General features: G+C 34.5%; 18 protein-coding genes. 7 read left to right on the plus strand and 11 right to left on the minus strand.

The window, feature by feature from the left end:
• Positions 1-49: 49 nt before the first annotated feature.
• On the plus strand, positions 50-1,024 hold the full coding sequence (locus tag PQ478_RS12495) for a CgeB family protein (RefSeq protein WP_289234474.1): 975 nt from the start codon (positions 50-52) through the stop codon (positions 1,022-1,024).
• A gap of 254 nt (positions 1,025-1,278) precedes the next feature.
• On the opposite strand, the gene PQ478_RS12500 is transcribed toward PQ478_RS12495, so the two are convergent.
• Positions 1,279-1,953 (minus strand): glycosyltransferase domain-containing protein, encoded by a 675-nt coding sequence (locus tag PQ478_RS12500; protein WP_289234475.1) that lies wholly within the window; start codon positions 1,951-1,953, stop codon positions 1,279-1,281.
• 230 nt (positions 1,954-2,183) lie between these two features.
• On the opposite strand from PQ478_RS12500, the gene PQ478_RS12505 reads away from it, so the two are divergent.
• The 5 genes from PQ478_RS12505 to PQ478_RS12525 all read left to right on the plus strand — a co-directional run bounded on the left by PQ478_RS12505 (position 2,184) and on the right by PQ478_RS12525 (position 7,723).
• Positions 2,184-3,494, plus strand: a complete 1,311-nt coding sequence (locus PQ478_RS12505; protein WP_289234476.1) for a nucleotide sugar dehydrogenase — start codon at positions 2,184-2,186, stop codon at positions 3,492-3,494.
• Positions 3,495-3,511: 17 nt separating this feature from the next.
• The gene (locus PQ478_RS12510) at positions 3,512-4,474 is read left to right on the plus strand and encodes a glycosyltransferase family 4 protein (protein WP_289234477.1); all 963 of its coding nucleotides are present in this window, start codon (positions 3,512-3,514) and stop codon (positions 4,472-4,474) included.
• 295 nt (positions 4,475-4,769) lie between these two features.
• The gene (locus PQ478_RS12515) at positions 4,770-5,675 is read left to right on the plus strand and encodes a glycosyltransferase family 4 protein (RefSeq protein WP_289234478.1); all 906 of its coding nucleotides are present in this window, start codon (positions 4,770-4,772) and stop codon (positions 5,673-5,675) included.
• A gap of 48 nt (positions 5,676-5,723) precedes the next feature.
• Positions 5,724-6,803 carry a glycosyltransferase family 4 protein gene (locus tag PQ478_RS12520; protein WP_289234479.1) on the plus strand — a complete coding sequence of 360 codons (1,080 nt, stop codon included), beginning with the start codon at positions 5,724-5,726 and terminating at the stop codon, positions 6,801-6,803.
• A gap of 23 nt (positions 6,804-6,826) precedes the next feature.
• Positions 6,827-7,723 carry an ATP-grasp domain-containing protein gene (locus PQ478_RS12525; protein ID WP_289234480.1) on the plus strand — a complete coding sequence of 299 codons (897 nt, stop codon included), beginning with the start codon at positions 6,827-6,829 and terminating at the stop codon, positions 7,721-7,723.
• A gap of 169 nt (positions 7,724-7,892) precedes the next feature.
• On the opposite strand, the gene PQ478_RS12530 is transcribed toward PQ478_RS12525, so the two are convergent.
• From PQ478_RS12530 to PQ478_RS12560, 7 genes are all read right to left on the minus strand, one after another.
• Positions 7,893-8,348: a dTDP-4-dehydrorhamnose 3,5-epimerase family protein gene (locus tag PQ478_RS12530; protein WP_289234481.1), complete on the minus strand. Its 456-nt coding sequence runs from the start codon at positions 8,346-8,348 to the stop codon at positions 7,893-7,895.
• Complete coding sequence (gene rfbD, locus PQ478_RS12535) at positions 8,341-9,195, minus strand: dTDP-4-dehydrorhamnose reductase (protein ID WP_289234482.1); 855 nt, start codon at positions 9,193-9,195, stop codon at positions 8,341-8,343. Before rfbD ends, PQ478_RS12530 begins: the two co-directional genes overlap by 8 nt.
• Entirely contained in the window at positions 9,192-10,175 is a 984-nt protein-coding gene (rfbB, locus tag PQ478_RS12540; protein WP_289234483.1) for a dTDP-glucose 4,6-dehydratase, read from the minus strand. Before rfbB ends, rfbD begins: the two co-directional genes overlap by 4 nt.
• On the minus strand, positions 10,176-10,901 hold the full coding sequence (locus PQ478_RS12545; protein ID WP_289234484.1) for a sugar phosphate nucleotidyltransferase: 726 nt from the start codon (positions 10,899-10,901) through the stop codon (positions 10,176-10,178). It lies immediately after the preceding gene.
• A gap of 222 nt (positions 10,902-11,123) precedes the next feature.
• Entirely contained in the window at positions 11,124-11,438 is a 315-nt protein-coding gene (locus PQ478_RS12550) for a hypothetical protein (protein ID WP_289234485.1), read from the minus strand.
• Position 11,439: 1 nt separating this feature from the next.
• Positions 11,440-11,832, minus strand: coding sequence for a M67 family metallopeptidase (locus tag PQ478_RS12555; RefSeq protein WP_289234486.1), 393 nt, complete (start codon positions 11,830-11,832; stop codon positions 11,440-11,442).
• 25 nt (positions 11,833-11,857) lie between these two features.
• On the minus strand, positions 11,858-12,040 hold the full coding sequence (locus PQ478_RS12560; protein WP_289234487.1) for a hypothetical protein: 183 nt from the start codon (positions 12,038-12,040) through the stop codon (positions 11,858-11,860).
• Positions 12,041-12,142: 102 nt separating this feature from the next.
• Here PQ478_RS12560 and PQ478_RS12565 point away from each other — a divergent pair, with 102 nt between their 5' ends.
• Complete coding sequence (locus PQ478_RS12565) at positions 12,143-13,363, plus strand: hypothetical protein (RefSeq protein WP_289234488.1); 1,221 nt, start codon at positions 12,143-12,145, stop codon at positions 13,361-13,363.
• 79 nt (positions 13,364-13,442) lie between these two features.
• Here the strand turns inward: PQ478_RS12565 and PQ478_RS12570 are convergent, their stop codons facing one another.
• From PQ478_RS12570 to PQ478_RS12580, 3 genes are all read right to left on the minus strand, one after another.
• Positions 13,443-13,598, minus strand: coding sequence for a hypothetical protein (locus tag PQ478_RS12570; RefSeq protein WP_289234489.1), 156 nt, complete (start codon positions 13,596-13,598; stop codon positions 13,443-13,445).
• A gap of 473 nt (positions 13,599-14,071) precedes the next feature.
• Positions 14,072-14,815, minus strand: coding sequence for a BMQ_0737 family morphogenetic spore coat protein (locus PQ478_RS12575; RefSeq protein WP_289234490.1), 744 nt, complete (start codon positions 14,813-14,815; stop codon positions 14,072-14,074).
• A gap of 97 nt (positions 14,816-14,912) precedes the next feature.
• Positions 14,913-15,953: a hypothetical protein gene (locus PQ478_RS12580; protein WP_289234491.1), complete on the minus strand. Its 1,041-nt coding sequence runs from the start codon at positions 15,951-15,953 to the stop codon at positions 14,913-14,915.
• Positions 15,954-15,999 lie beyond the last annotated feature (46 nt).

Here is a 15,999-nt window from a genome sequence, read left to right on the forward strand (position 1 = left end):
GTCATGTGTCTGCATAGAATAGAGCAGTATGTAAAAAGGAGGCAGCTATATGCGTATTTTATATTTACAATCAGGATATGGACGGATCTATCAATCTTTTGATAAATCTATTGTTAAAGCATGTAAGGCCTTAAACTACCCTACAATCTTCGACTCCTATCAAAATGCACTTGCTACGATAATGAAAAACAAATTGAACCATCAAGATATCATGATCACAATGCTTGGGTTTAAAATCCCTCCACACATATTAAAAGAATGTAAAAAAAGAGGGATTCAAACCGCTGTGTGGTTAACTGAAGACCCATATTATATTGATCGAACCCTAAAACAAATCTTCCATTATGATTATATATTTTCAATAGATACAGCAGCAGTTAGTACGTATAAGAAAGCTGGACATCAAAATGTTCACTACCTCCCGCTAGGCTCTGATCCAGACATTTATAAGCCTGTTCATCAGACTGAATCACTAACTGATCTATCATTGGTAGGCTACCCTTACCCCGACCGTGTTGAACTGATAAACTTCTTACTCACCCATACTCCTTATTCCATCCAGTTAGTTGGTGGTAAGTGGAAAGAATATATCAATGACTTAAATATGTATAAAACTCTTTCTATCCACCCGCATTGGGTAACACCCAGAAAAGCTAATAAATACTTCAATCAAGCAAAAATCAACCTAAACACACATCGGCCTTTTAATCTTGCCCAAAATGAAAACACACTGCAAATTCTAAATGAAAGTGTGAACAATCGAACGTTTGATATTGCTACAGCACAGGGCTTTCAACTTATTGACAACAAAACAGACGTAGGAAAACATTTTGAAGAAGGAAAAGAAATCATCTCTTTTTCAACTAAAGAAGACTTAGTAAGGAAAATCGATCATTTTCTAACTCATAATGAAGAACGAAAACAAATTGCTAAAGCAAGCTATGAAAAAGCGATGAATAAACATACGTTTACTCATCGCTTAAAGGAAATGGTCACTAACATCATTTTAGCTGAAATGAAATAGACCTAACTGATGTCATCATTGTGGAAATCCGACCCTTCAGTCATGATTAAATTAGGATTTACAGACGTTTCTTTATGATTTCTTTTTTGTTCAACTTATAGCTAAGCATAAATCAAATAACATGAACATACCCATAATCTGGCTCAAAACGATAATACACTGAAAATTGTAATAATGCTATACTTCCCATATCACAGCTTCAAGGGGGGCAACTTATGAAGTGTGGTAGAATTGACAATATTGTGAGTAATTTATCAAGTTGAACGCTTTACTACGTTAAAACATTCATGGTTCCTTAAATTCATATTGAGCAAGTTAATATAGCCGTCTTTTACTTCTTTAGTAACAAAATTAAAACTTAATTGGTCTCTCTTGCTATAATTTTTCACATGCAACCACCAATCATTCATAATGTTTATAACCCCTTGTTCATTATGCCTTCTGATCAGTACGCCACATTCGACTAATCCATTATTTAGAGGGTAATTCTTAGACTTGTAAAACTCCATTTGTTTGTGAATTATCCTTGGTTCATCTTTTTTTAGCTTTATACAAACCTCGGCTTCTTTGAATATACACTTTCTCACAGGGTGGGAAAACAATGTTATAGGAGCTTTTTTTATACTATTTAAACAAAAAGGTCTTGGGTCTGTTAAAATTTTGATATTAGCATCTACATACATACTTATTTCATATTCCCTTAAATATAAATGAGGTAAAATTTTATATCTTCTTGATTCTCTTGCATTGTCTAATTTAAGCGTCTCTACTAACACTACTTTCCAAATGGAAGAAGTTAGATATTTATCATCAGTAAAACAAATATAATCAATATTTTCATCAATGAAAGCAGGATTAAGTAAAGCGTCGTACTTTCCAATAATAACTGTATAAATTGCAATTTTTTTAACCTCATTAGCTTCTCTCATGTTAGAAACCTCCACGCAATGAAAATATTTATATACTCCAAAAGTTATGGATCTAAGATGCAACCCTTTTATAACACAATAGTCACTCTAGTGTGTCCATCCACGTCACTCCACCAATACATGAATAAAATCAGCTATAAATTCCATTTCCGTCCCCGTTCCATTTATATTATCCATACATAGTATATTAACGGAACTAGAATTAACATTAGGAGAGGAGAACTGCTAGAATGAGCGACGTAGAGAGTAATATAGAGTCAAGAGAGGATAAAATAGGTATTGTTGGCCTCGGATATGTCGGGCTGCCGCTTGCCTTATTATTTTCAGATAAAAAGTACACAGTATATGGCATTGATAAGGATATAAATAAAATAAACAGTTTATTAGCAAATAAAAGTTATCTAAATGAAATAAGCGATGAAGAAATCCTAACCTCTTTCGCTAATAATTCGAGACTTGTGAGTAATGAATATGATGTAGTGAAAGATTTGGATGTGATCATCATTTGTGTGCCTACTCCTTTAACAAAGGAAAATGAACCTGATTTAACTTATTTAAGAAATGCAGCTCATTCTTTAGTGCCACATTTACAGAAAAACCAATTAATCATACTTGAAAGCTCCACATACCCCGGGACAACACGAGAAGAGTTAAAACCAATTATAGAGAAAAGCGGTTTAAAGGTGGGTATTGATATCTTTTTAGCATATTCCTCTGAAAGAATAGACCCTGGAAATATTCATTTTAAATTAGAAGACATACCTAAAGTTATTAGTGGAGTGACGGATACGTGTTTACAGAAAGTTGAAGATTTATATTCTTCTGTTTTTAAAGAAACAGTAAAGGTAACCTCTCCAGAAATCGCCGAAATGTCTAAGGTAGTAGAAAATAGTTACCGCTTCATTAATATATCGTTTATAAATGAGGTTAGTCAGATTTGTGAGAAACTTAATATAAATGTATGGGAAGTAATAGAAGCTGCTAGAACCAAGCCATTTGGATTCTCTCCATTCTTCCCTGGACCTGGTATAGGTGGTCACTGTATTCCGATTGATCCTATGTATCTCCAATGGAAAGCAAATCAAGTAGGTCATGAATCAAAATTTATAGAGTTAGCAAATCAGATAAATGATGAAATTCCATCACACATTATCAATAAATTAAAAGAGGCGATGAATGGCTCTTTAGAAAATAAAAACATATTGATTTACGGTGTCGCATACAAAAAAGATGTAAATGATGTCAGAAGCTCCCCTGCTCTTCCTATTATAAAAGCCTTATTAAACAATAAAGCCTTAGTTTCTTATCACGATCCATTTATTGATTCATTTTCAATTGAAGGTACTGTTCTAAAAAACAGCCCACTAACAAACAGCGTACTAAATGAAAGCGATTGTGTATTAATTTTGACTGACCATTCTAAGATCCCTATAGAACAAATTATAGATCAAGCAAAATTAATTTATGACACAAAAAACATCTTAGGAGAGTATAAAGAAGGTGGTAATATCATTCAATTAGGAGATGGAATAAATAAATAGTTTTTGGAGGGATAATTATGCGAAAGCATTTACTCATCTATGATAGGATATGGTGGATACAAGGGCAAAGAGCTCTTATTTTACAGAAATATCATGAATCATTAGATATTATGTCTTACCACGATTTAATAAACTTAATCAAAAAAATAGGGGCACACAAAATTAATGAAGCATACGAAGTTATTTCAACGCTGAGCTTATGGAGTGCTAATGCACTTCTTAAACACAATATTAGAATAGACTCTTCAATTGCAGGTTCTTATAGCCACTTCATCAACAATCAAAACGACTTTCGTGAATGGTGTGACCATGTAGAACCGAATGAGCTTTTTGTTAATGAAGTATTAAAAAAAATAAAAAAGGTTGGAGCTGTTAATCCAAAGTTATCTCAGACTATAAAAATGATTAGCCCTGAAACAAATGTCAAATATGTAAAGTCTTTTGTAGATAGCGAAAAATTCAAACCATTATTGTTAAAAAAGACTAATACCAATCCTATTTTTACTATAGGTTGGGTTGGTAATTACAGTAAACTATCCAAAAACTATTATACTTTGTATCACGAAGTTAAAAAGGCCTTTGAGAATAATAAAAATGTTAAATTCGTAGAAGCTACTAAAGCATCACGAATCCCTCATGAGAACATGCCTGATTTCTATAGATCTCTAGATCTTCTTCTTGTTACAGCTTCTAACGAAGGTCTACCAAACCCTGCCATGGAAGCCTATTCTACAGGCGTTCCAGTCCTAGCAACAAATATAGGAATTATAAAAGAATGGGCGACTCCGAAAGCAAAATCATTAATTTTAGACACGGATAGCCCAAAGGAATTTGTTACAAAAATAAAAGATCTCTTGAATAATAGAGAGGTACTAAACGGATTAAAGAATGAATTAAGAATGAATATCTTAACTCATTGGCAAATTCAACCTAACGTACAAGAATGGTTATCCACCCTATTTGAAATTAATAAAAAATAAAAAAATCGGTTTATTAGAAATTTCGTTTAAAACAATAAGTTTTTTGAATGCTACTTACTAAGCCCCTATTCCATAATCTAACACCAATCAATACTAATACTCCTTTCATTCGAATGCTATCAAACATTTCATAAATAAAACAGTTTATTGAAGTTTACGCTTAAAGTACAAATACCGTGGCCATCTTTATACTTATAGCATATATTGTAAAATTAATTTAAAAATTTTAACAATTCACGTTAGAATTATTACTTACTAAATTGATAGAAAGTAATTGAAATAAGGAGTGATAATAGTGAAAAAAATTCTATTACTTGCTGACCACCCAGGATGGGCATGGGAGCATCGTGCTCGTGATTTAATGTCATTACAATTTAAAGATTTGACTTTCCAATTAGAGTTCTATAATCAATTACAAGTTTCAAAGATAAGTCAATACGATACTATTTATGCACCATCTATTTCAATGGCTAAACAATTAACAAAAAAAGGAATTAACCCTAACAAAATTGCCTCAGGATTAAGTTCAATTAGGAGTGCAAATAAATTTATTAATGGAGATGGAACAATAAAAAAATCGTTTATAGAATTTTCTGAGACACTTCAAGGAATCAATACGGGTTCATCTGAAATTTATAATCTTTTTAATCAATCATGTTCCATCTATAAAACAAGAACTGGTATTTTTGAAGATATTTTCAAACCTATTAATACTCCCCTCCAAAATAAAAAAGTTAAGATTGGTTGGGTCGGTCGTATCGATACTGAAACTCATCGTTCTCACAAAGGAATTGATCTTGTTTACGAAGCTTTGAAAAGTCTAGATGTGGAATTAGAGCTACGAACATTTAATGAAAAAAAAGTAACTCGTAATGAAATGGTTCAATTTTACCAATCTCTAGATATGTTTATTTGTTCAAGCATTTCAGAACAGCATCCTATGCCAGTTTTAGAGGCGGCAGCATGTGGAGTGCCTATAATTGCGACTAATGTTGGAATTGTACCAGAATTAATTCAACATGGAGAGAATGGTTTAATAGTAGATAGAAATTCTGAAGCAATAAAGAAAGCCGTGCTTATATTATTAAATAACAAAAAAACTTGTGAGAAATTCAGGGAGAATATTCGTGAAACAATTGTTAATAAATGGACTTGGGAATTGTGTAAAAAAGATTGGGAATTGTTCTTTAAAAACAACTAGTTCTGAGAATATTTAATGCGAATCTTCTACTAAGAAAGAGTGAAAATTATGAATATACTTTATATAGTTGATCGTCCGCCTAACCTTGCCGGAATACAAGTAACTACTAGTAATAGAATAAAGGCGCTAAGGAAGAATAAAATTAATGCAGAAGTAATTTTTTTTGAACGGGGTAATGCCGAATATTTATTTAATGACATTCCTCATTATTTTATTGAAAATAAAAATCAATTTTATAATCACCTTTCAAAAAAAAGCTATGACATTATTTCCTATATATATTCACTTAAATATATAGATACTATCCCTAAAAAGTTTAAAGGAAAAATAGTTTTTGAAATTCGTGGCTGGAGTTCAAGCGTCACAAATGTACTAGAACAAATAAAAAAATCTAATAGAGTAAATGCAATAATTTGTATCGCAAATTATATTAAACCATTAGTTGAAAAAAGAGTTAAGAATATACCTGTATATGTAGATCTAAATTTCGTCCCAGATAAATTCTCTTCTAATAATAATGAAACAAATGACAATATCCCCATACCCAAAAAAGGTTATAAAGTAATTGGGTATGTAGGCAGAGTAATGAGCACTAAAAATTGGAAAGAGTGGGTTGATATTTGTGGGTTGCTTAATAAAGACCAGAACATAGAATTATGGGTGATTAGTAATGTAGCAACATGTGAAGTATATAATCGTATTGACCTTTTACAAAATCGATGTAAAGAATTGGGTATAAAAAAAGAAAATATTAAAATTATACCCCAAATACCAAATGACCTAATGCCCAGTCTTTATTTGACAATTGGTAAATCAGGTGGGTGCATATTATCCACATCTCCAAGTGAAGGACTTGGCAATCATGTTTTAGAACCAATGGCTTGCAGCTGTCCTGTAGTTAGTTCAAATAGACCAGGTAAAAACGAAATTATTAATCATTCTTTTAATGGTTTATTGTATAAACTTGGTGATATTGATGGTGCTGTGGAGCAATTATCAAACTTACTTACTAACGATAGTTTCAGAAAAAAAATTATTAAAAATGCTTTAAAAGAAATCGAAGAAAAATATCGGTCAGAAAGTTACGTAAAAAGATTTCTTGAAATCATATCTAATATTAGAAGCTGAACTTTCTTAAAGGGGAGAAAAAAATGATCTATGCATATGAAGATAACCGTAATTGGGGAGAATTGTTGTTTCATGCAGGAAAGACAAAAGGGGTTAACGTTAATATTTTTAAATATTCACATGAAATCCCAAATAACAGTAACAATACAGTCTTTGTACACATGAACCACCATCCAAAATTTAGAGAACAAAATAAAAAAATGATGAAACAATTATCAAAAAAAGATGTTAAGCTAATTCCTACCCTATTAGAAGCTCAATTATATGATGATAAAGTTGCACAGTATCAATTATTATATGAGCACATGCCAAAAAGTTACTATTTACAGTCTGAAGCGAAAGCAAAAGAAATAATCGAAAAAATTGATTATCCATTTATCTCTAAGGCAAAAGAAGGAGCCGGTTCAAGTAACATCCGATTAATAAATAATAAGCAAGAAGCAATAAATGAAATTAAACTCGCTTTCAGTACTGGAATCCCTTTACATTTTGATCAAAATCAAAAGAACTATTTATTTTGGCAACATTTTTGTAAAGATAATAAAGGGGATTGGAGAGTTCATGTTATAGCAAATAAATATGTGTGTGTGTTAAGAAGATACAACAAAAATAATGTGCCTTTTGCATCTGGTTCAAATAATGTTGAAACGGTTAATGCCCTTGACCCTTTTACGACAGAATTAATTGAGACTGCCTTTTCAATAGCAAAAAAGTATAATTTTAACTTATGTGCTATGGACTTTGTTACTGAAAATGGAAAACCTATTTTATTAGAAACTTCAGTTGGTTGGCCGATTAAACATTTTCAAAACCGAACTTTCTTTCATAAAGAAAATAATGTGTGGACTCCCTCAAAATATGTTAGTGATAATTTTTTTGAACTGATTATTGATTCAATAATGAATAATGATTTCACTTAACGATCCAAAATATTGGCTTCATACTAATAAAAGTGCAGAACTCAAATAATTGAGTTCTGCACTTTTATTTTACTATAAGCTAATAATAAAAACAAATAGTTATTGCTAATCATAGCATTGTCTATTTTAATTTTAGTTATCATTTTTAAATAAACTTATCATGTCTTTATTAATGGAATCTCGTCACCCAATCAAACCCAATTTCTTTATCATCCCATGGTATTCGCTTTTCATCTGGATTTGTTGGATCGTATGACTCTGTTGTGAAATAAATAATCGTTGCTGGTTTGTTTCCTAATACACGGTATCCATGCGCTACCCCTTTTGGTATCACTAGAATGATTGGATTGTTCTCACCCATATAATAAACATCCGTATGTTGATAGGTTTCTGAATCCTCTCTTAAGTCATAGAGCACGACTTGGGCGTTTCCTGATGGAAAAAACCATACATCATCTTGTTTTTCATGGTAATGAAAGGCTTTGATTACACCAGGATAGCTCATTGACATAGATGCTTGCCCAAATCGTTCTAACAAGTCTTCGTCATCCCGCACAAGTTCGGTAAAGAAACCCCTGTCATCGCAATGTCTTTTTAACTGCTTTACTTTCACACCTTTAATCATCAACCCACTCCTCCTTTTCGATGAATTCTTTTACCGCATCCAGCCAGTACTGAGGCTTTTGTATGCCACAAGCTTCAAGTCGATCCATGCTTAATACTGAATAAACAGGTCTTGGTGCTAGCGCTCCGTACTCTTCAGCGGTTGTTGGTTTGACTAATTCAGGGTCAGCCCCGCTTAGAAGATAGATCGTTTTAGCAAATTCATACCATGAACAGCTGCCGCTATTACTTATATGATAGATTCCATATGGTTTACCGATCAGTTGAAGGAGAACCTTCGTTAAATCTTCTACATAGGTCGGTGAACCGGTTTGATCATTCACAACTTGTATTTCTTTGTTCGTTAGTCCAAGCCTCCTCATTGTTTTCACAAAGTTCTTCCCGCCATGGCCATATAACCAAGACGTGCGGACAATATAATAGGTTGATAAGCTTGCTTGAACAACCCTCTCTCCTATCCACTTGCTTAATCCATAAACACTTTTCGGATTCGGCTCGCTCACTTCTGTGTAAGCCGTCTGACTTTCCCCGTCGAACACGTAATCTGAACTCATATAAAATAGACAAGCACCATACTTGCTAGATTCCTTGGCTACATTTAAAGTACCAACCGTGTTAATGTCATACGCTTTTTTGATTTTTTTTTCACATTCATCAACTGCTGTGTAGGCTGCTGCGTGGTATACGTAATCTGGCATTGCTTCCTGAAATGCTCGCCTCACATCTTCCATATTCGTAATATCTAATTCGCTCTTTGAATAACTATATACATTTGCATTGGCCTCTTGTAATACTTTAGCTAAAGACTTACCAAGCTGTCCCCCGCCACCAGTAATTAATACGTTCATAGTTGCTTATCCTTTTTCAAAACATCACGCACCCACAACTCGTTGTTTACATACCAATCAATCGTTTTCTTTAATCCTTCATCAAAAGTCGTCTCTGGCTGCCAGCCAAGCTGTTGTTGGATTTTACTAGAATTAATAGCATAACGGCGATCATGACCTAATCGATCTTCTACAAATGTAATCAGCGAGCGGTCTTTTTTTAGATAATCTAGAATTGTTTTTACGACTTCAAGATTTGTTTTTTCGTGATTGCCGCCAATATTGTACACTTCGCCAGCTTTCCCCTTCTCGGCAACGTTCCATATAGCACGGCAATGGTCTTCAACAAAAAGCCAATCACGAATATTTAACCCATCCCCATATAAAGGGATTGGTTCTTCCTTTAAGGCTTTTCTTATGATAGTGGGGATTAATTTCTCTGGATGCTGATAAGGACCGTAATTATTTGAGCATCTTGTAATCATAACTGGCACTTGATACGTATGATGGAATGCCTGAACAAAGAGGTCGGAGCTGGCCTTGCTGGCTGCATAAGGATTATTAGGGGCAATCGGAGTGCTTTCTGTAAATGCTTCATCCCCTACGTTCAGGGAACCATACACTTCATCGGTGGAAACATGAATCATTTTTGAGGCTTTCCCTTCGAGTACTTTTTTAAGCAACTGATGGGTTCCGAGAATATTGGTATTAATGAAGCTCCCGGCATCCAGTATGCTTCTATCTACATGGGACTCTGCTGCAAAATGAATGATGAGATCATATGGTTCTGAAAAAGCAGCCTCTACTTCCTCTTCATTTACTAGATTCACTTTTATAAATTGATATCTAAGGTGGTCTGCTAGATCAGACAAACTACTCTCATTTCCAGCGTAGGTGAGAGCATCAATATTAGTAATTTGTGCATCAGAATGGTTAAGGGCATATCGTATAAAGTTCGAGCCAATAAATCCGGCACCACCAGTAACGAGAATTTTTTGCATTTACTCCTCTCCTCCCTGATAAATCAACGTATTTGCCTTAAATAAAGATTCATGGGTTCCAGCATCGATCCACCACCCGCTAAGGACATCATAGGTAAGTTGACTTCTCATCATGTATTGTTTATTAATATCAGTGACCTCAAGCTCCCCCCTATCTGATGGAGAAATAATAGTAAGCAGATCAAAATAACTTGAATCATACATGTAAATGCCAACCACACAATAATTCGAACGTGGTTCTGAAGGTTTCTCTACAATTGATTTGATCTTTTTATTCTCTTGGTCTACCTCTGCTATTCCATATCTATGTGGATCTTGCACCTCTTTAAGCAACACCTTTGCACCGCTATCTTGTTGTTCAAACGCACGAATATAAGGTGTTAATGACCTTTCGAATAAATTATCACCAAGAACGACAATAAAACGGTCATCCCCTACAAATTCCTTAGCTAACCCAATTCCTGCTGCTATTCCTGTTGCGGAAGATTGAACTATATAACTAAGTCTTACCCCAAGTGACTCCCCCTTACCTAGCAGTGCTTTAAACATCGGCATACTTTCCTTTGTTGTGACAATAAGTTGATTTTCGATACCTGCTTCTTTCAATTTCATAACAGACCAATAAATCATCGGATATTGTCCTACGGGTAATAAATGCTTGTTAATGATTTTAGTTATAGGTGCTAACCTGGTACCTGTTCCTCCAGCTAAGATGATACCTTTCAAACCAAACACCTTCTTTAATCTATATATTGTAAATCTATACATCTCTTTTCTTTATATGCTGCCTTAAATGAATCAGTTCGCTCCCCCCCTAGATTGATGAACAAGATTAGTAAATGTTATACATAGTTAGATTAATAGACTGTTCCCAATCTAGCTCGTTAGCCTACACCGAAAGGATGTTTTGGAAATAGAATATAAGAGTTACATTGAAAGGAGGTTTTCCTAATGTTTAATAAATGTTTTATTCATGAAGATCGTATAAAGTCCTATAACCCTGTTGAAGAAGTAGATAAAAAAAGCTTTTGTTGTAAATGCTGGCTTTGCTGCAGCTGTAAAGAGGAACCAAAGAAGTGTAAAAAGAAGAATCATAAATGTAAGAAGAAAAAAGACAAATGCAAGAAAAAGCATACATGCTGTAAAGAGCAGCATAAAAAACACAATAAAAAACACAAAAAGAAGAAGAAAGATAAAGGTTGCAACTGTTACAAATAACGACAAAGAGGTCAAGTTCGTATGTTGAACTTGACCTTTATTCATTTTATATTTGTACGACCTCAACAGGATAAACTTCCTTGCCCTTGAACCGATAACATTTTAATACCGGTTTGCCCTTTAAAAAAGAAATAATCAAATAACCCTTTTCTGGATAAGGGTTGTAAATAATATCTTCATGAGACGGATAAGCTTTGGCGGTTGGGTGCGAATGGAAAATTCCAAGAAATTCTTCATTTAATTTTTCCATTTCTTCAAAAACCCTAAGCATATCTGAATTGCTCATTGCAAAAGAAGTGGGGCTTCTTTGAATATTTGTCACCGGCCAACACGATGTAATCACACCCTCCGAGCCAGACAACAAACCACACCCTTCATACGGAAGCTCGCTTTGACAATGATTAATTACTTCTTGATATATGCTCGCTTTAATGAACAAGGTCCTCCTAAGCTTATTTTTCTTCTTATGGTAAGTTTCGCTTAAAGCAGCAGCCGCCTCTTTTTGCTTTTTGTTGTTGGAGACTGGGCGCAGGTTTTAGTGTTGGTTTTGCTGTTGGTTTTGGTGTTGGTTTTGCCCTTCTACCGGCTCCTTGTGTTGAGTTACTCATCTTACTTTCAACTAATTTTTTAAAGTTATCAAATCCCATTTTAATCATCACTCCTATTCATCAACATATAGTATGTATATGAATACTGTGTAGATTTTGGAACAGCATCGATGATGATCTTACATTAAATAGGAGGGATGAATGTTGAACGTAAACATTACTAATAACGGAAGAAAAGTTAGCTCCATTTCACCAGATTCATTAGCAGCTTTTTATTATTTCTTAAATGAATCAGGCTTTGAAACACAGCTCGATCATGAACATCACACCCTTGAACTTAAACCTGGCTTACATGAAAAGCACATTACCTTATCGCCCGTTATGCATTCACACCTGAATTCCTTTAGAAGAAACCAAGTCGAACAACAAATCTTACTACAAATTAAAAAGTATTTAGAACACAGCGGAGCTAAAGTAACCATTCTTGCCGAGGAGAAACCTTCAATCCTTGCAGACTTTCATTTAAGGCTGGCCATAACTGAATTGGTCAAATTGCAAGAGCCCGTCATTGAATTATCCTATAATGCGAAGCCAAACAATCGAAAATGGTTATCTATCTTACGTAATGAAATTAGAAAGTACGGGGCATCCTTTCAATCTAATGAAACCATAAATGATTTGACGCCTTATCTTACGATTCAGGCAAACCACCCTGAAATTAAAAATGAAACGTTTTGGAATGATTACGGACAGAATTACGCGATTATGATTGCAATGAGCATTTTAGCTAGATTTAGGTCGGATATGCCGCTTAGCTTACTTTCTTATTTACCATTGGAGTTCTTAAATCAACCAATTTCCAAAACAAATAAGTCGAAAAAAACACAAAACGAACTTCACAAGGAAAACTCAAATCAAGTCAAAAAAATATCCCTAGACACCTCAAAAAAAATCGTCCGGGAAACTGCAGAAACTTTTTTTGATTATCAAACCATCCTTGACTCAGAAAAAAGAAAAGTGAAGCTTCTTGTTACATTCACAATAAAAAACACCGGAACTACTCAACTTACAAACCCATTAATTTGTCTAAAAACAGGTCCTGACAACGAAATTAAAATTTCAGGACAGATCGTACCTCCAAATGTTGCACAAAGCATGGGAATAATGAACGATAGTGGAGCAAGCGGGTGGAAGTATCATGCAAATGATTGGCATGAGCACTTAAGAGAAAAGGGAGAAATATGGATTAGTCCAATACAAGACCTAACTATCCAACCTAATACTCAGCACTCTTTAAATAATGTTCAAATTTCTTTGCCCTCAAATGAAAAAACAGCTAAAGTACAAATTGAGGGATTTGTATTTTTTAACGAACAAAAGCTCGAGGTTCAATCAAATAATCGAATCCTTGTCTCCTATTAAAAAGATACCAGTTATATATAACTGGTATCATTATGAACTTATTTGAGGGGGATAATACAATAGGTGTAATAATATTTCACTAAACTTGCTTTCTTCTCCCACAGCAGCCTTTTTTAGGTGCAGACTTCCCTTTAGCAGCAGGAGTAGAAGATACCCGTTTCGACTGAGTGGGCCTCTTATAACTATCACTGTTAATTCTCTTTTCAACGATATGTTTAAATTGTTCAAAGTTCACAAGCAGCTCTCCTTTCTGGCATACATTATTTATATGAGAAGCTCTGCCAATTGGTAACAGTATTCACTAAAAATAGGTAATAGGTATACGAAAAGAACAGTTAAATTATCGATTGGAGTCTAGGCAATCAGCTACCGTTACATTTGATGAGACTACTTGAATCGTTGCTAATGGAGTCGTATCTAACAGCCTAATGTCTGTCTGAATCGTATTAAGTGATTGATTGAGAACGAGCGTAAAAATTGCATTTGTTGCTAATTGTCCAGCTTGTGAAAAGACCCCTGTTCCATTTACAGTTAAACTCTGATTTGTACAAGAAATTGAACTAAAACCATTTGCAAGAAAGGTGAAGCTTTGATCTATTTAATCTTCAGGAGTAGGACTGGTTGGATTCTGCCCCGGGAAGTCAATAAAAGAAGCACTGAATTGGCTTCCCTGGATGGAACACTGATTACAGATCACTGTACTCAAAGTCAACGCTCCTTGACGCGTGATAAGCCGTTACCTCCATTTACTAGAATGGTTTCAGTTGAATTAATGACTTCAGCATCTCCTTGGCATTCGCAAGTGTCAGATGGGAAAAACTCTCGACACTGACTAGGGAATGTCGGAAATGCACACGCTGAATAATCAGCAGATAATTCAATCGGATCTCTAGGACCGCAGAACTTTCCTTCAAGCTCTAGAATAGCCTCGCCTTCCACTACCATTTCTTTACACATTGTAACATCGAGAAGTACAAAATCTCCTAAGATTTCATTTGATAAAACCTGACAATACACTTCATAAATCGAACATTTAATTTCAGTGCCTTCAGGGTGACATAGAATCACATCATCTATAAAAGTAATGGGCACTTTAAAATGACAATCTTTTTGGCATTCACAATCTGCTCTAGTGCATGTTACAGAAATACTAATTTCACTAGAAAATAGAAGCGTGACGATTTTTGCACTCGCCACACCGATATTGATTTGTTTCTCTTCAAGAATCTTGCACGTTCGTGTCTTTTTTATTTCTTGACATACGATGTTTAATTGTCCATCACATCCATGACATTTCTTGATCAGCGCTAAACATTTTTTCGGAATAGGCACCTTATTTCGATCTCTATTCGTTAAAATAACCCAATCATATAGTTTAGTCGTCTTGATACATTCCACTCCAACAGAATTAGGGACTTGCCTGCCGCTTATTGCTAACCCTTTAACGTTCATGTTTCTATCTTCCCCTTTCACACTTGCTTACTAGGAAAAACAGTGACGTTATTATGACATTGGAATTTCTCTGGACTGCCTACATGATCTTATCGTATTAGCGACGGTAAGCTCTAAATGGATCAATAGCCTTCAAGTGCTCATATCGTTGGTAAATACCCATCGGATCTGTTTCTTTTGAATCACTTTTAGCTTTATGTTGTGCAGGAGACGTATTTTGCTGCTTCATTGATTTTAATGTTTTCTCATAACGTTTCAACTGCTCCTTATACTGATTCTCTTTTGATTGATTGTTTTTTAAAGCAGCTTTCAATTCTTCGATATACTTCTTATTTTGTTCATCATAATCTTTATACTTCATCACTATCTCATTTAACGCTGAAATTTCTTTTTTGGCTCTCTCCTCTTTATCTTGCAAAGTACGTATCGCATCATACATTTTATCTATTTCCAGCTTAATTTGAGATTCCTTATCCTTTACATTTGATAATTCACTGCTCAGTTGCCCTAAGCTTTCGCGATCATTCTTCTGATACGTTTCTAACGTTTCGTGAACATCTAAGAAGATTTTCTTAATTTCTGAGATATCTTCCGTTAAATGATTAATCGTTTTACGTAATTGTTCATTTTGAGTTTTATAGTGATTTAATTCGTCTTCGCTTGACGTATTCCAAAACATAGCATACCACTTCCCCTTTTTATCAGTCGTACTTTCATTTGCTGAGTCTTCCTTTGCCCACATATTCTTATCTATCCTATGAAATTGTCTCTTAATACGTTCAGCATGGGAGTTTAAATTTTGGTAACATACGGTTTTCGTTTTATGATCCCCTACTTCTTTCACAAGACTTGGTGACCCCTTTTGACGGTGTCTATCGCTCCAAGGTAAAGCATCTGTGGCCGTTTGGGTTGACTTATCTGCTATAGCTGCCTCTTCTATCGTTAATTGCTTTGTTTCAAGCTCCATAGATCCAGCAAGCTCATTTACAGCCAGCATGAGCTCATCTTCAATTACCTTGCACTGTTTTAATTTTTCCTTATACGAGTTCAGTGAGGCTTGATGCCTCGCTACCTTTTTGTCATAGTCCTCAAGATCATCAAGTTCCTTAAACACCTCTCTTAGCAGGTTTTTGATCATCAAGCCCCACCACCCTTTTATGTGATATGTAAAATTGATATATGTA

It is taken from the genome of Alkalihalophilus pseudofirmus (assembly GCF_029094545.1).
GTDB lineage: Bacteria > Bacillota > Bacilli > Bacillales > Bacillaceae_D > Alkalihalophilus > Alkalihalophilus pseudofirmus.

Coding starts and splice junctions, on each gene's coding strand:
- PQ478_RS12495 (WP_289234474.1), top strand. CDS start 50: ATGCGTATTTTATATTTACAATCAGGATATGGACGGATCTATCAATCT.
- PQ478_RS12500 (WP_289234475.1), bottom strand. CDS start 1,953: ATGAGAGAAGCTAATGAGGTTAAAAAAATTGCAATTTATACAGTTATT.
- PQ478_RS12505 (WP_289234476.1), top strand. CDS start 2,184: ATGAGCGACGTAGAGAGTAATATAGAGTCAAGAGAGGATAAAATAGGT.
- PQ478_RS12510 (WP_289234477.1), top strand. CDS start 3,512: ATGCGAAAGCATTTACTCATCTATGATAGGATATGGTGGATACAAGGG.
- PQ478_RS12520 (WP_289234479.1), top strand. CDS start 5,724: ATGAATATACTTTATATAGTTGATCGTCCGCCTAACCTTGCCGGAATA.
- PQ478_RS12525 (WP_289234480.1), top strand. CDS start 6,827: ATGATCTATGCATATGAAGATAACCGTAATTGGGGAGAATTGTTGTTT.
- PQ478_RS12530 (WP_289234481.1), bottom strand. CDS start 8,348: ATGATTAAAGGTGTGAAAGTAAAGCAGTTAAAAAGACATTGCGATGAC.
- rfbD (WP_289234482.1), bottom strand. CDS start 9,195: ATGAACGTATTAATTACTGGTGGCGGGGGACAGCTTGGTAAGTCTTTA.
- rfbB (WP_289234483.1), bottom strand. CDS start 10,175: ATGCAAAAAATTCTCGTTACTGGTGGTGCCGGATTTATTGGCTCGAAC.
- PQ478_RS12550 (WP_289234485.1), bottom strand. CDS start 11,438: ATGAATAAAGGTCAAGTTCAACATACGAACTTGACCTCTTTGTCGTTA.
- PQ478_RS12560 (WP_289234487.1), bottom strand. CDS start 12,040: ATGGGATTTGATAACTTTAAAAAATTAGTTGAAAGTAAGATGAGTAAC.
- PQ478_RS12565 (WP_289234488.1), top strand. CDS start 12,143: ATGTTGAACGTAAACATTACTAATAACGGAAGAAAAGTTAGCTCCATT.
- PQ478_RS12575 (WP_289234490.1), bottom strand. CDS start 14,815: ATGAACGTTAAAGGGTTAGCAATAAGCGGCAGGCAAGTCCCTAATTCT.
- PQ478_RS12580 (WP_289234491.1), bottom strand. CDS start 15,953: ATGATCAAAAACCTGCTAAGAGAGGTGTTTAAGGAACTTGATGATCTT.